Source organism: Exiguobacterium sp. s21 (assembly GCF_018617975.1).
Classification (GTDB): Bacteria; Bacillota; Bacilli; order Exiguobacteriales; family Exiguobacteriaceae; genus Exiguobacterium; species Exiguobacterium mexicanum_A.
On sequence record NZ_JACSLF010000004.1, the window covers coordinates 25,001 to 40,584 of the forward strand.

The 15,584-nt window shown below is 52.6% G+C and carries 11 protein-coding genes; 6 read left to right on the forward strand and 5 right to left on the reverse strand.

Annotated features, from left to right (window positions below; genetic code table 11):
* Positions 1-108: 108 nt before the first annotated feature.
* From KNP06_RS06205 to KNP06_RS06225, 5 genes are all read right to left on the reverse strand, one after another.
* Positions 109-2,118 carry a catalase gene (locus KNP06_RS06205; RefSeq protein WP_138860168.1) on the reverse strand — a complete coding sequence of 670 codons (2,010 nt, stop codon included), beginning with the start codon at positions 2,116-2,118 and terminating at the stop codon, positions 109-111.
* Positions 2,119-2,227: 109 nt separating this feature from the next.
* A complete protein-coding gene (locus KNP06_RS06210) occupies positions 2,228-4,312 on the reverse strand; it encodes an alginate lyase family protein (protein WP_214788264.1) in 2,085 nt (694 codons plus the stop codon).
* Positions 4,313-4,412: 100 nt separating this feature from the next.
* Complete coding sequence (locus tag KNP06_RS06215) at positions 4,413-5,075, reverse strand: hypothetical protein (protein WP_214788267.1); 663 nt, start codon at positions 5,073-5,075, stop codon at positions 4,413-4,415.
* A 50-nt stretch (positions 5,076-5,125) separates the two neighbouring features.
* Positions 5,126-6,331: an NAD(P)/FAD-dependent oxidoreductase gene (locus KNP06_RS06220; RefSeq protein ID WP_214788270.1), complete on the reverse strand. Its 1,206-nt coding sequence runs from the start codon at positions 6,329-6,331 to the stop codon at positions 5,126-5,128.
* A gap of 122 nt (positions 6,332-6,453) precedes the next feature.
* Entirely contained in the window at positions 6,454-9,960 is a 3,507-nt protein-coding gene (locus tag KNP06_RS06225; protein ID WP_214788272.1) for a chitobiase/beta-hexosaminidase C-terminal domain-containing protein, read from the reverse strand.
* Between the two features lie 382 nt (positions 9,961-10,342).
* Between KNP06_RS06225 and KNP06_RS06230 the strand changes: the two genes are divergently transcribed.
* The 6 genes from KNP06_RS06230 to KNP06_RS06255 all read left to right on the forward strand — a co-directional run bounded on the left by KNP06_RS06230 (position 10,343) and on the right by KNP06_RS06255 (position 15,569).
* Positions 10,343-11,098 (forward strand): alpha/beta hydrolase, encoded by a 756-nt coding sequence (locus KNP06_RS06230; RefSeq protein WP_214788275.1) that lies wholly within the window; start codon positions 10,343-10,345, stop codon positions 11,096-11,098.
* Between the two features lie 140 nt (positions 11,099-11,238).
* Positions 11,239-12,936 (forward strand): glycoside hydrolase family 13 protein, encoded by a 1,698-nt coding sequence (locus tag KNP06_RS06235; protein ID WP_251131558.1) that lies wholly within the window; start codon positions 11,239-11,241, stop codon positions 12,934-12,936.
* A 47-nt stretch (positions 12,937-12,983) separates the two neighbouring features.
* The gene (locus KNP06_RS06240) at positions 12,984-13,319 is read left to right on the forward strand and encodes a hypothetical protein (protein WP_214788278.1); all 336 of its coding nucleotides are present in this window, start codon (positions 12,984-12,986) and stop codon (positions 13,317-13,319) included.
* Between the two features lie 64 nt (positions 13,320-13,383).
* Positions 13,384-13,587: a YwbE family protein gene (locus KNP06_RS06245; protein ID WP_021067949.1), complete on the forward strand. Its 204-nt coding sequence runs from the start codon at positions 13,384-13,386 to the stop codon at positions 13,585-13,587.
* A 1-nt stretch (position 13,588) separates the two neighbouring features.
* Positions 13,589-13,756: a hypothetical protein gene (locus KNP06_RS06250; protein ID WP_198662215.1), complete on the forward strand. Its 168-nt coding sequence runs from the start codon at positions 13,589-13,591 to the stop codon at positions 13,754-13,756.
* Positions 13,757-14,105: 349 nt separating this feature from the next.
* Complete coding sequence (locus tag KNP06_RS06255; protein WP_214788281.1) at positions 14,106-15,569, forward strand: alanine/glycine:cation symporter family protein; 1,464 nt, start codon at positions 14,106-14,108, stop codon at positions 15,567-15,569.
* The last annotated feature ends 15 nt before the right edge of the window (positions 15,570-15,584 follow it).

The window sequence follows — 15,584 nt, forward strand, 5'->3', positions numbered from 1 at the left end:
TTAATAAACATAACTAAAGCAGTATAACAAACGAAGAGGGGTTTGTCCGAACAGACGCATTCCAATCAAAAAACCAATTCGCTAAAGCGAATCGGTTACGTCGAGCAATTATTGACGGTCCCAGAACCGTCCTTGCGCGATGCCGTCGATAAACGTATCGAAACCATCGAGACTATGTTGTTTGAACGTGTAGACGCCTGGTTGATCTGTCTTCACCCGGCAGCGGTCGAGCACTTCATCGTGGTGCAAATGTAGCGCGAGTGGCTTGAAGTGTTTATACGTGTTCTCGATGAACTCGAGCACGTCGTCCTCGACCGAGGTCGCCGTGCTGACGAGGAAAGCGGCATCGAACAGGCTCGAATCGACCGTATCATACGTCTCTTTCACTTTAAGGTCGCCGAGCGTATACGACTTCTTCCCGACGAGGCTGTAATTGACCTTGTTGTCAGCGAACACCTGGACCCACGCCTTCACTTGCGCGGCATCGACGTCTCCGGCAAGGAGGACGGCGACGCTCTTCGTGTCCGGTTTCGCGATTGTATTGGCCATGCTGAGCGCCGGTGAGGTCTTGTCCGAGACGACTTCATTGTTCTCGTCCGGAAGTTCGACGCCTAAGTTGTCAGCGACGACAGAGGCGAGGTGACGGTCGATGCGATTCAACAAATCGACGGCGTTCTCTTTGACCATGTCCGACTCACATTTGCCGAGCTCGAAGCTGTAAGCGTCTTGAATGTGCTGCTTTTCGACGTCGGTCATGCTGTTATAGAAGAGCTTCGCTTGCGAATAGAAGTCGAGGAAGCTGTCGCTTCGGCCACGAATCTTGTGCCCGTCGATTTTCTCTTGATAGTGCTCGAACCCACCTTGCTCGGCTGGAACGGGCTCGGGTTGGTTGTTGTTGAGCGCATTTTTGTGGTAGCTTGTCTGTCCTTTATGAACTGCCATCTGATGCATCCCGTCGCGCTGGTTGTTATGGAACGGGCAGACCGGTTTGTTGATCGGGAGTTGATGGAAGTTCGGTCCTCCAAGACGTGATAACTGGGTATCGGTGTACGAGAACAGGCGTCCTTGCAGGAGCGGATCGTTTGAGAAGTCGATTCCAGGTACGAGATGGCCAGGGTGGAACGCGACTTGCTCGGTCTCGGCGAAGAAGTTATCGACGTTGCGGTTGAGCATCATCTTGCCGACAAGTTTGACGGGCACGTCTTCTTCCGGCCAAAGTTTCGTCGGATCGAGAATATCGAAGTCGAACTTGAACTCATCTTCTTCCGCGATGATTTGAAGCCCGAGTTCCCATTCCGGGTAATCGCCTTTATCGATTGCTTCATACAAGTCGACACGGTGGAAGTCGGCGTTCTTCCCGAGCGCCTTCTGTGCTTCGTCCCACACTTGCGAATGGACGCCAAGTTTTGGTTTCCAATGGAATTTGACGAAATGTGCCTTGCCTTCCTTGTTGACGAGTCGGAACGTGTGCACGCCGAACCCTTCCATCATGCGCAGGCTGCGCGGGATGCCGCGGTCGCTCATCGCCCACATCACGTGGTGAGCCGCCTCATGGTTTTGACCGACGAAGTCCCAGAACGTGTCGTGGGCACTGCCGCCTTGCGGCACTTCCGTGTGCGGTTCCGGTTTCACGGCATGGACGAGGTCCGGGAATTTGATGGCGTCTTGGATGAAGAAGACGGGCATATTGTTCCCGACAAGGTCATAGTTCCCTTCATCCGTATAGAACTTCGTCGCGAAGCCTCGGACGTCGCGGACGGTGTCCCCTGAACCGCGTGAGCCTTGCACCGTCGAGAAGCGGACGAACACCGGTGTCACTTTCGACGGGTCGTTCAAGAAGTCGGCTTTCGTATAGTCAGCGAGCGACTCGTACACTTGGAACTCCCCGTGGGCCCCGACGCCGCGCGCATGCACGATGCGTTCAGGAATCCGTTCGTGGTCGAAGTGCGTCATCTTCTCACGGAAATGGAAGTCCTCGATGAGCGTCGGTCCGCGTCGCCCGGCTTTGAGCGAAAACTCATCCTCCGCCATCTTTAGACCTTGGTTCGTCGTGAGCCCGGCTTGCTGCTCGTTATCGATCATATGTTGTTTTAATTGCTCTTCCTTCTTGTTCCCCATGTAATTGCCTCCCCTTTAAGTATGCACACGCGCTGTAAGCCACGTTTTGGCCTACTTAACGAGTTTTCCCTAACCGACCGAGAAAAAACCCCCATTTTCCAAATGGAGGTTAGCGTAACATGGATAGGGTTTTCGTCTTGCCGTCCGACAGTTTGTAGCGCACGACATAGTGGCGCGCCGTCGTCTGGACCGTGGCGGATGTGATTTTAGTCGTCTTTTCACCGATATGAATCAGCGTCAAATACTCGACTTGCTTGCCGCGCTTTGTCGTCACGACTTGATTGCGGCGTTGCCAGTCATAATCTCGGTATGACACGTAACTCGCACCGACGGCGACTTTCGGAGTTGTGCCGACCTCGAGTTGCAACAAGTGGATGGAGCGGTTCTGGTTGTCTTTAAACATGGCATGACGGCTTCCGCTCGAGACCCGGTTCAAACCGGTCCCAAGATGGAACCGCTGGACGAACGAGGCCGTGGTCGGACTCGTGATGTCATCGTACACGAGCACCGTTCCGTCGCGGTCGTAGGCGAGACGACGGGTGTGCGTCATCCCCTGGCCGAGCAGTCCGCTCGTCCCGGCTGCCGTCCACTGTGTCGATGAAGCGCCGACCGAAGTGATTTGACTGCGTCGCAAGTTGCTCGGCGTCAATTTGAAGTTCTGTCCGGCAACATGGACGGTATTATGGGCCGCTGCCTGCATGACGACCTTTCGTTCGGGTCGATTCGTATAGGCGTAACGACCGCTCTCGACGATAAAGTCGCGTCCGTAACCGTAAAGGTCGATCGATAAATCGTCGGCATGTTTATGGATGTTGCTGTGATAGCCGGCCGTCATCATCACTTGGACCGCGTCGTGGAACGGACCGGCATTACCGCCCCAATGCTGACGGAAGAAGGCGTACTGGTTTGACAACTTGCCGACCCGTGTCGCCGGTTGCGCCCCAGATCTCCCTTGTGTCATCGCATAATACAAGTGTGGATAACGCTCGACATAGGGAATCGCGTCCGGACGGTGAACGATGGACGGGGTGTCGCCGAACATCGGGAGTGTCCCGTTCGGCTTCAACATATACGTCAACGCACCAGGCATGTCTTTGACGTCACGCATCCGGCTCGACAAGGCGAACCGGTTAGCGGCGGCCCAGTCGTTGAAACGGGCGAGCGTGTCATATAAATAAATCTGATAGAACGGTGAGTGCTCAAGGTGGACCCCGTCCGTGCTCAAGCTATGGTTCAACTGCTGTGTGAGCCGGTGCGTCGCCAGCGAACGCCATGACGACGAACGATAGAAACTTCGGTGCGTCTCCGCGACAGCGGTCAACGCCAGGTCTTGGAACATGCCATGGTTATTGTTCGGCTTATAAAAGCTCGGTGTCGCGAGGAGCGTCGCGTGCTCATAGAGCGTCTTGGCGAACAGTTGCGAGAACGCTGGGTCGGTGTTGACCGTGGACGAGCGGAACTCGTTCCAGAAGTTGAGCAGATGGAACGTCCGGATCGCCGTGCCGTGGTCGTGATACGGCCATGGATAGCGTTTGTAGTTCCCAGCCGGATATTGCTTGGTCCAACTCGTTACGATCCGCTTTCCGTAACGGAGATACTCAGTGTTTCCGGTCGCGGCGTATGCTTGTGTCAACTGGTTCAACGTCGTGAAGTAATGGATTTGGAACTTGAACGACTTCGAGTCGACCTCCGGGACGCTGACGTCGAAGCGGTATGTATCGATGTTCGGGACGCGCAGCTGATAGGGCGGGGAGGGGATATACCAGTTCCCTTTCATCGCTGCGTCAGCCCGGATGACGGCGGTCTTGGTTGTCAACTCATCATAGTAGTACGGCGTCTGGCCGCGGGTGAGCGAGCGCATATATTCGTGGGTCAGACGTGCATAGGTCGAACCAGAAAACGTCGTCAAGGACAGGTTTGTCGCCACTAGTTTGACGGCTTTCTTTTTCACGTAATAGATGGTTCTTCCGTCCTGGACTTTATAGTAATAACCGGACGTGCTGAGCGCCTTGAACCGCTTTGCTGTTCGCAACGTCGCTTTTGGCTTGAGCGTCTTGCCGACAAATTGATAAAGCGTTGTGCCGGAAGGGACGCTCACCTCATAAGGGGGTGTCGTCGCGGCCACGATGGACTGTGGCGTCATAGTAGAACCCATCACGAACAACAGCACCCACAAAATCATCAATCGTTTCATAACGTCTTCCTTTCTTTGGCCGTTCAACCAGTTACGTGTATACAATTATATATTTAGCCAAAGAAAGGAAAATTCGATGTATTTTTCTGGAGGATTCAGGTTATAAAGCGGCCCAAACATTCTGCTTTAATACAATTTGTTGGACAGTTTCCGGATTCAAGTCGTATTTCGTGGAAATGGTGCGGGTCACCTTCGCTTTCAAGTCAGGATCGTCCGACTGTTCCGCTTCATAGACACGATTCCATGCTTGCCAGACACGTGCTTCCTTGTCCGAAAGTTGCGTGCCCCATTCTTTTTCTTTCAACTGCCACCCGAACGTCATGTCTTCATAAGAACCGGCTTTTACCGTATCAGCAAGGCTCCAATCTCCACCAGGCGCAAATACGGCCTCGCCGAGCGGGGATTCTGTGCCGATATAGGCTTCGTGGTCATAAAAACGGATGAGGGCGGCTTGGAACGTGTCTTGTACGGCTACCTCGTCGATCACATCCTTGCTGATCGATTGGAGTGTCTCGACGTCGGGTTGGCCGTGGACGATAACGTCATATGCATAGCGGACCGCCTCGTCTTCCTTCACGGCCTGCCTCGCCTCGATCGTATAGCGTCCCTCCTCATGTGTCGCTTCTGTTCGGGTGATCGCGCCATCGCGTTCCTCCTCGATAGACTCATGCGGCCAGACATAGGCGGTCAAGATCATGGCGGGGATGAAGAGAAGACTGCGCCTTAGACGATACACCCATTTCGGTTTACGTTTCGTTGTCATTTAAATCACTCCAATTCTTATGTATAAAAAAATCCCCTGATGTCAGGGGATTAACGTGTGCGGTCGAGCCGTACGATTCGAGAATCGGGACTGTCGATCCCACGAACCAGCTCACTCAAAATTTTAGAACCTAACATGCTGTACACCGTTCCATTGCCCCCGTATCCGAGTAAATAAAAGAGATTGGGGCGGTCCGGGTGTTCCCCGATAAAGGGCAGTTGGTCGATTGACTCACCGAACAAGGCTACCCAGGCGTATTCAACTGTCAAATCATACATCGGGAACAAAGCCTCGACTTCTTGGCGCAACCGCTCAGCCCGTTTTTGAATGAGCGCCTCGCTATGCGGCGTCTCTGGTTTCTCTTCATCGAGCCCGCCGGCGATGATGCGGCCGTCGACGGTCGTCCTTAAATAAAGGTACGGCCGTTTCGTTTCCCAAATGAGCGCCTGGCCATCCCATTCTTTAAAATCAGGGACGGGATTCGTCGCAATCGCATAAGAACGGTTGAGTTCGATTCGGTGTGTGTCGAGGAGCGGGGCCGGGCGATAGCCGGTCGCGAAGATGACGTGGCCCGCCTTGAACGTTCCTGCTGGAGTCAGCACGAGCCAGTCGTCTCCGTCGGCGACGACTTCCGTAACGTCCGTCTCTTCAAAGATGGGGACGTCCTGTGTCGACAAGTAACGGACGACTTGGCGGCTGAGTGTGAGCGGATTGACCTCGGCGTCCCCGTTCGTGATCAAGGCGGCCGGTTTGTCGAACGGATAGCGTGCGCGTAACGCCTCCCGGTCGAGCCATTCGGCTTGAAGCCCATGTTTTGTCAGCATCTCATACTCCCGTTTCAATTTGGAGACATCTGCCTCACTGCTGGCAAAGCAAAGGCTGTCGCGCCGGATGTAGACGTCTTTGGCATCGACCGTCTCCGCGACCTCGTCGAGCGCATCGACCGCCTCGGCACACAATTTATAGAAGCGGACGGCATCCTCTTCGCCGATTTGCTCGACGAGTTCATGCAACATGATGTCGTTCGAGTATTGAATGAGCCCGGTATTCGCGGCCGTGCTCCCGGCACCGACTTTCCCTTGGTCGATAACGGCGAAATCGACACCATCCTTGTGAAGCGTATAGGCCGTCAGTGTCCCGGACATGCCGGCGCCGATGACGAGTACGTCGTAGCGTTCTTTCTTGATTGGTTTCTGTAAGACGATCTGTTCCGATTCCGTAATCGGCCAATATAAGTTCCCGTTATGCATCTCCATGACGTCATCCTCCGATAATCAGCATCTTCTACTTAATCCCCGAATTTTGCGAATGAAAACGCAAAAGACCGCAGACAATCTGTCTGCGGCATGCGGAATCTGTAGAAAAATCGATTCAACTGTTATTTCTTGATGACGACCGTTTTCGCGGATGCGCCTTTCGTGTAACTGATTCGTTTCACATTTTCGGCTCCACGAATCTCGGCCAAGTTCGTGCCGTCGACGATGACTTCTTTGACAGTTGCGCCGTCGAAGTCGATGATGGCACCGGCTTCTTTCGGTTTCACTTGAACGACGATGTTTTTAAGCGGGTCACCTGTCAATTCCGTGTAAGCGCCACGTACGAAGATACCGTTCTTGAAGTTCGTGCCCTTGCCGATCGTCACGCCGATGAAGTCGTCTTGAAGGACGAGGCGAGCAGCACGGTTATTTTCGACCGTGTAACGTGTCAATTCCACTTCCGGCTCCGGAGTGAGGTCGATTTGAGCGAGCACCGGATCGTGGTCACTTGCGCGACCAGACATTTCCGTGAAGTCCGCGTTGACGTGGATCATATCGATCTCGGTTGTCGCCGCTAAGTGGTTCGACACGAGGATATGGTCGAGCACTTGCGAGTTCCCTTGGTAGACGTACGAGTAACGGTCGACGGCAGGTACTTTTTCGACCATGTTCGTCATCAAGTCGCCTTTGAAGATTTGCATCGCGTCTGAGAACTCGAAGTCGTTAAAGTCACCGAGGGCGACGACGTTCGCGTCCGGGTTGTCCGTCTTCACATCGGCCACGAAATCATGGACGATTTGTGCGATTTGTTTCCGTTGGACTTCGCTGCCAAGAACGACCGGCTGTTTCGAGCCGAAGAAGCCAGTGTCGCCACCTTTCGAGTTCCAGTGGTTGGCGATGACGACGACGTTCTCGCCTTGGAAGTCGAATTGCGCCGCGAGCGGTTTACGTGAGCTGTTGAACGCCGGGTTGAGCGGGTCGATGCGGCCCGGGTTGTGCGTCAACTTGCCGTTCTCATAACCGACAGCTGTCGTTGCGTCACCGGCAGGGATGCCTTCTGTGAGCGAGACACGTTCCGGGTCATACAAGAAGCCGACACGGATGTTGGCGTTCGGTGCACCGCCATCTTTGTTGTTTTCTGGGTCGATGTTGACGTACTTGTACGATTTGCCGCCGATCGAGACGATATTGTCAATCAAGCGTTGATAGCTTTGGTCGGCCGCAGAATCGCCTGTGCCCTCACCGTTGTTGTCTTGAACCTCGGTCACGCCGATGATGTCCGGGCTGTTCAATTCCTCGACGAACGCTTTCGCGAGTTTGAGCGCTTTCTCGTCGGACGTCTCTTTGACGTTGTTCGAGAAGTTCTCGAGATTGTAAGAGGCGATCGTCAATTTATCCTCTTCGGCTTTGATGAACGTCGTCTCTCGCTTGGCATCGCCTTTGACGAAGGCAGCCTTCATCTCATCAAGGCCGGCTTGAATTTTATAGTTGCCGTACGAGTATCCAACGACACCGACGATTGGGCCGTTGAAGCGGTCACCGGTCGCGACATCGAAATCACGAGCGGCAGCGTTCGGCTCGAGACGGAATTGAATCCGTTCCGGGTTGGCATCATCTTTTTTCAACAGAATACCACCGTTGAACGTCTCGGTCGGTGTTGCTTCGAGCACGGTCACGAGGTCGCCGTTCTGTTGCGGTGATACCGATTTGAGGTTGCCCGTCTCGACGCGCATCCCTTCAAGGCTCTCCCAGAAGTCGATGGCGTCTTTGTCCGGGTTGAAGACGGCGAGGGCATCGCTGTCGATGAACTCGGTCGGCAAGTTCGACTCGTCGATTTTCACTGGCGTCGGGAGGGCGACACCGCTCTTGATGACGTCAACACCACCGTTACGTGTATCGATCTGCGTCATCTTCATGTCCGTCTGCTGACGGTCGCTGTAGCCTTCGATGGCGTATTCGCTGACGAGACCTTTGACATTGACGAGGTCCCCGACTTGGATGCCTGCAATCGAACGGCCGCCATACAAGATGACCCCTTCCGATGTACGTGCATCTTGGTCGGCTTCCATGTCAGGTGTTTGGATGTAGTAGTATGTCGTACCCATCGATACGAACGAGTACGTGACGACGCCTTCGACGCCTTCGACGGTCTGTCCGTTCATCGGTGACGTGTGGCTCGCGCCTTGAATGTCATGGATGCGGATCTTGTCCGTGATTTTATAGTCGAACGTCGTCACGGCGCTGAACGCATCACCTGATTTGACGGCGACTTTGAGCGTCTTCGTCTCCTCGATGCGGACTGGGGACGTATAGAGCGTACCGTTCACTTTCGGGTCCGACCCGTCAAGCGTATAGTATATCTGAGCGTCGGCTGTCGTCGTCGAGAGTGTCACGTCTTGTGGACCGATGAACGTACCCGTACCTGGCTTCGCTGTCGCCGGACGGAGTACCGATGCGTCAATGACCGTGTCAGACACGTCGCGTGGGATGAGTTGATATGTGTTATCGAATTGTTGCACGATTCCTGTAATTGACGAGTAGTTGACGTCCGTCTGTAAATCGAGAATGCCACGTTCGTCACGGACGACGAATTCTTTCGTTCCGTCCGTCGCCGTCAAGTTTTGCCCGCTGCCCGAGAGCGTGACGTTCTTGACGGTGACGAGTTCAGACTCGACGTCCTCATTGATCTGTTCGCCTGTGAGGACTTGCGCAGCCGGGACACTCGCCGCTTGTTTTGACACGACGACGGCGCTGTTCAATTGAAGCAATTCACGATACGAACCGATGGCACCCGTGACGACGACTTCATCACCGACATTGACGGCGAGTGATGTCGGACGGACCGAGAGACCGCCTGTCGCATCTTGAATCGAAATCGTGTTCGCCAATTTCGCCGTGACCACACCTTTAATCGTGACCGTTTCACCTTCGGTCTTCGACCGGGCGTCACTGATTGAAACCGGAGTGACCGGAGCCGGTGGTTCTACCGTACCGCCATCGTCGTAGACGACACCTTGGAACGTGTGGGTTCCGAGGTTTGTGAACGTATCGATTGGTTGCGAGTTCCATTCAGTGGCCGGGTCGAACGCATCCGCGCCGTTCGCATCCCCTGTCGTGACCGTGTCTTTCCGAACTAACGACTGATCCACCGTAGCAATCGTCGTTCCCCATTTCGTGCCCGGGTCGAATCCGACTTGACCGAAGACGTCGAGCACCGTGTCGCCTTTTTTCAAGACGAGCGTGTCATCGCCGTTAAAGTTCGTCACACCACTCGTCGTGTTGGCTTTCGCTTTCAACGCATCGTTCGCGCTGCCGTTGACGATGACGTACGTGCCACCAGGCTCGAGCGTACCTGTCAAGTTGAGCGTCGTGCCTGGAGCCGTCCCGCCGTTTGAATACAGTTCAAGTTTATAGGCCGAGAGGTCGATGGCCGCATTCGTTCCATTGAACAGTTCGATCGCTTTATTGTTGCTAGAGCCTTCAACGTATTCCGAAATGAATAAATCTGTAGCGTTCAACGTCTCTGCGTGTACGTTTGCCGCAATCGGCGTCATGCTGCTGACGACGAGTCCGGCTGATAAGGCGAGGCCGGTCATTTGTTTGAATGAACGTGTTTGTGGTTTCCCCATGTGTTAGTCTCCCTTTAATTATGTAGATGGCCGATACGATGTCCCAATTCGTGTGGTCAATTGCTTGAGCGGATGCCCCCTTTTAGCCAAACAAAATGATAGCGTTTACATTAGTCGACTTGACGCTCGGAAACTTTATACATCTCCTCCATCGCGTAACGAATGATGCTATCATTTACCGATTTTTCAACTACATGTTAAACATAACCAAGCAGACGTCAGAACTCAATCTACTTAACGAGAAGTTCATATTACAATTTAATGACAGGGCGGCAGGAATATAAAAGAGGTCAATTAAGTTGACTGAACATCATTCAACTTTTACAATTCATTAATACAATTAAGTTTATCGGTTAACTATGGATTAATAGGGAGGAAACAAATGACGACAATTACTTATCCGGTCATCCCGGGAGCGGGCGCGTTTTATTATGAAGGAAATGATATCGGCATCTTGTTATGCCATGGCTTTAATGGGACGCCTCAAAGTGTGCGTGATGTCGGGATCGCTTTGATGGAGAAAGGATTCACCGTCTTCGCACCGCGGCTCAAAGGACATGGGACGAATCCGGAAGAGTTTCGGCAATCGACACGCCGCTGCTGGTATGAGTCGATGGAAGCCGGTATCCGTCTCTTGCGTGAGCGATGTCGACACGTCATCGTTGTCGGGCAGTCAATGGGCGGGACGCTGGCGATGAAGGCCGCTTTGGCCGGGCAGGCCGATGCGATCGTCACCATCAATGCGGCGTTGTCCGTGCCAGGCTATGCCTGTCACGCCACGGACGATGTCTGTCGTTTCATTGATGAAGACGAACCGGATATCTGTGCACCAGGCGTGTACGAGATCGTCTACGACAAAGTGCCGACGTCAGCCATCCGTGAACTGCTCGCGCTCATCGAGGAAGTACGACCGATGGCGGCTGAGGTGACTGTGCCGACGTGCGTCATCCATTCAGCCATCGACAACGTCGTCCCCCCGGAAGATTCGATGTGGCTGTATGAGACCGTTCAAGCCCCGAAACAACGGGAGGTGCTCGAACGCTCGTATCATGTGGCCACGATGGATTATGATCGGGAGCGGTTGGCGGACGTCATCGGCGCGTTCTGTGAACAAGTTGCGACGTCACCGAAAATGTAGTCCTCGGACTGCATTTTTTTATGCCTCCTTATTTGCAAACGCTTGCACAAATGCTATTGTAGGATTAGATTCACCTTAAAACAGGTATTGCTGTCCAAGTATATGAATATAAATTGTGAGATGTAGGAGGCAGGCAACATATGGAGTCGATGGTCACTAGACAAGCAGAGAAGCAAAAAACGGTCACCCGCACGTGGTGGAAAGAGGCAATCGCATATCAGATTTATCCACGCAGCTTTAAAGATTCAAACGGAGATGGGATTGGTGATCTCCGGGGCATTATTGAAAAATTAGATTACTTAGAAGATCTCGGCATCGACGTGATTTGGATTTGTCCGATGTACAAGTCACCGAACGATGACAACGGTTATGACATCTCAGACTACCAAGGAATCATGGAAGAGTTTGGGACGATGGAAGACTTTGATGCTTTACTTAAAGCAGTCCATGCTCGCGGGATGAAACTACTTCTAGACCTTGTCGTCAACCACACATCGGACGAGCATCCGTGGTTTGTCGAGTCCAAACGTTCAAAAGACGACCCGAAACGCGACTGGTACATATGGCGTGACGGGACAGATGGAAATCCCCCGAACAACTGGGCGAGCATCTTTGGCGGTTCGGCATGGGAATACGATGAGACGACGGGGCAATACTATTTGCATGTCTTCTCAAAAAAACAGCCCGATTTAAACTGGGAAAATAAAGAAGTACGTGGCGCCATTTACGACATGATTAACTGGTGGCTCGACAAGGGCATCGACGGGTTCCGGGTCGACGCAATCAGCCACATCAAGAAGATGCCGACCGAGACGATGTTGCCTTCTCTAGAAAGCAAACCGTACGTCACCGCGTTCTCGATGTATTCGAACATCGACGGGATTCACGATTATCTACAAGAGATGAAACAAGCGACGTTCGCTAATTACGATATTATGACGGTCGGCGAGACGAACGGGATTGAGCCGCAGGAAGCCGACTTGTGGATGGGACCAGAAAACGGGGCGATGAACATGGCGTTCCATTTCGATCATGTCGACATTATGCGCAAGTCACGTCTAGCACCGCTTGACGTCGTCGAGTTGAAGCGCATTTTTGATAAGTGGCAACAAGGCCTGCTCGAGACAGGATGGAACGCTCTCTATATCGAAAACCACGACATGGTCCGTGCCGTCTCGCTCGTCGGGGACGAGAACCACTACTGGCGTGAGAGCGCGACCGCTCTCGGGATGATGTATTTCTTTATGCATGGGACACCGTTCATCTATCAAGGGCAGGAAATCGGCATGAAGAACGTGCCGCTTCCGTCCATCCATGACTATGACGATGTGGCGACGAAAAATGAATACTTCGAACGGATTGCCAATGGGATGAGTGAAATCGATTCCATGCAACACGTATGGGGCACGTCACGCGACAACGTGCGAACGCCGATTCAATGGGACGCGTCACCGAACGCCGGCTTTTCGACGGCAACGCCGTGGATGCCGGTCCACGAAGAGTATGAAACGTTGAACGTTGACGTTCAATCGAAGGATGCCCATTCGATTCTCTCGTTCTATAAGGCGATGATTCGTCTCCGTCGGGGTGAGGAGACGTTCACGTACGGCAGTTACCGTGATTTATTGCCGGACCATCTGCAAGTGTTCGCATATGAACGAACGTTTGAACAACAGACGTTTTATGTCGTCGTCAACTTGACAGCGAACCCTGCTAAAACGACGTTGGCTGGTCTTGCTGAGGCAACGCTCGTCTTGACGAATGAGACGGACCCTGAAACAATTGAGACGGATACGTTCATGATGCGACCGTTCGAAGCGAGGTTGTATCGCTTATAACGAGAAGGCACCTTCCCGGCGAAGGTGTCTTTTTAGGAGGTGGGAAGATGCAGCATCAAATAGAGATGGGAAATGATGAGACGACATTCAAGTTCGTCATCGCAGAAGCGTCACGAAACATGTTGCGGCTCGTTCACGACCAGGAGTCAGAAACGGTCCGGACAAGCGATTACGTCCAGTTCGCGAATGATTTGACTCGCGTCTATCATGAGTTGAGCGGTGCAGCCAGGCTTCAAAATGCAGACGGGCGAAACATTTTGACAATCTCATTTGAACGCGGCCGCGTCGAGGTCGAGACGGCTTGGGGGCAAGTAAGGGACGGATTTCGGACCGATCAAAGTTATATGACGAGGACGGTCGGTCAAATTGGCATCGTGGAATAGATTGTGACAAACGCGGGAAAAGAGCATATGATAGAGGTTGACTATACGGAAAGGGGTGTCGGGTATGGATGGCACGAAACGCGCGGACATTCGCCCAGGGCTCCACGTCCAGATTGTCCTAAAACAAGATCAGCGGAGTGGGAAGTTGACGTCAGGCGTCGTCAAAGACATTTTGACGAACTCGCCGCGTCACCCGCATGGCATTAAAGTACGCTTAAGCGACGGACAGGTCGGTCGGGTGAAAGTGATCGAAGCTGGAGGTGAATGACATGAGTGAAAAGAAATTAAGTTTTCAGGAAGCGATGAAGCAAAAACTCGCCGAGAAGAAACAGAACGAGACGAAAGTGCCGACGGGACTTCGTGGGACGAAGCAGAAGCCGTTGACGAACCAGTTGACGAAGAAGCCGAACAACCAGAAGAAACGGACGGGCATCTAACAAGCAGCGCTCAGTGAGCGACTGCTTTTTTATTTCCCGAAAAGAAGTGAAGGGAATAGAGGTTTGTTATGCAGTCAAATCTATTCATAAAGCGAATAGTTTGAAACAAGTTGAATGTAGACGTCAAAAACAAGCAGGGAAATAAAGATTTATTATTTCTTTCAAATAACTTTGTAAGCGCTTTAAATAAAGCTATCACTCACTATTTGTTATATAACATATGAAATAAGTGTGAACTAACCTATAAAAAAATTATTGCTAATTGTCAGAATATTTGTATAATTCAGAACTAAGACATCATAAAATTTTTAAACAACTTTAGATTCACACAACAGGGAGGAACTTACTTATGGAAGCCGTGCAAAGCATGTTACAAGGAAGCGTCGATTACATGAACAACATCTTATGGACTTATGTTCTGATCGTCGCGCTCGTCGGAGCCGGGATTTACTTTACAGTGAGGACGCGCTTTATGCAGTTCCGTTACTTAAAAGAGATGTTCCGGGTCGTCGCTGAAAAACCGGAGGTCACAGACAGCAAGAGCATCAGTTCAATGAAATCGTTCTTCATCGGAGCAGCCACACGAATCGGGACGGGTAACTTGGCCGGTGTCACCGTCGCCGTAACGGTCGGTGGACCAGGAGCGGTCTTCTGGATGTGGATTGTCGCGCTTCTCGGTGGAGCGACAGCGATGATTGAGAGTACGCTCGCACAAGTCTATAAAGTAAAAGATGACGTCGCGTACCGTGGCGGTCCAGCATACTACATTGAAAAAGGACTCAACAACCGGGCCCTTGGTATCGTCTTCGCCGTCTTGATCGCGGTGACGTTCGGTCTCATCTTCAACTCGGTTCAATCGAACACAATCGCAGCCGCGTTTGATAACGCGTTCGGCATCGATGCCGTCGTCGGTGGAGCCATCCTCGTCGTCTTGACTGGATTGGTCATCTTCGGTGGTGTACACCGTGTCGCCAACTTCTCGGCAATCGTTGTACCGATTATGGCTGGATTGTACTTGGCCATCGCCGCTTATGTCGTCGTCGTCAACATCACAGAAATCCCAGGCGTGTTCGCGATGATCTTCCAGAGCGCATTCGGTCTTGAGCAAGCGTTCGGTGGATCGGTCGGAGCAGCCATCTCGATGGGTGTACGTCGCGGTCTCTTCTCGAACGAAGCAGGTATGGGTTCGGCACCAAACGCGGCAGCAGCTGCTGAAGTTTCACACCCAGCGAAACAAGGTTTCCTTCAAGCGCTCGGCGTCTTCTTGGACACGTTGATCGTCTGTACGGCAACAGCGGCCATAATCCTCCTCTCAGACAGCTATGCTGCCGGTAACGGAGAAGGAATCGTCATGCTTCAAAATGCATTGAGCGAACAAATCGGATCGTGGGCGCCAGCGTTCGTAGCTGTCAGTGTCTTCTTGTTCGCCTTCAGTTCAATCGCAGGTAGCTACTACTACGGTGAAACAAACATCGAGTTCATCAAGAAGAGCAAAAACGCAGTTCTTGGTTTCCGCCTTGCGACAATGGCGTTCGTCTTCATCGGAGCGGTCGCAAGCCTCGGCTTCGTCTGGAGCTTGGCTGACTTGTTCATGGCAGGGATGACGTTAATCAACATTGCAGCCATCACGTTACTCGGCGGTGTCGCCTTCAAAGTCCTTCGTGATTACGAAGAACAGCGTGCCCAAGGTCTCAACCCACGCTTCTCGGCACGTAAACTCGGCATCGAGAACACGGAATGCTGGGACGTCGAAGAAGAAGAGGTCGCACAAGGTGCGGTCCAAGCGGCTGCAGCCGATTCATCTAAAGCGTAATTTCATTCAATCAAG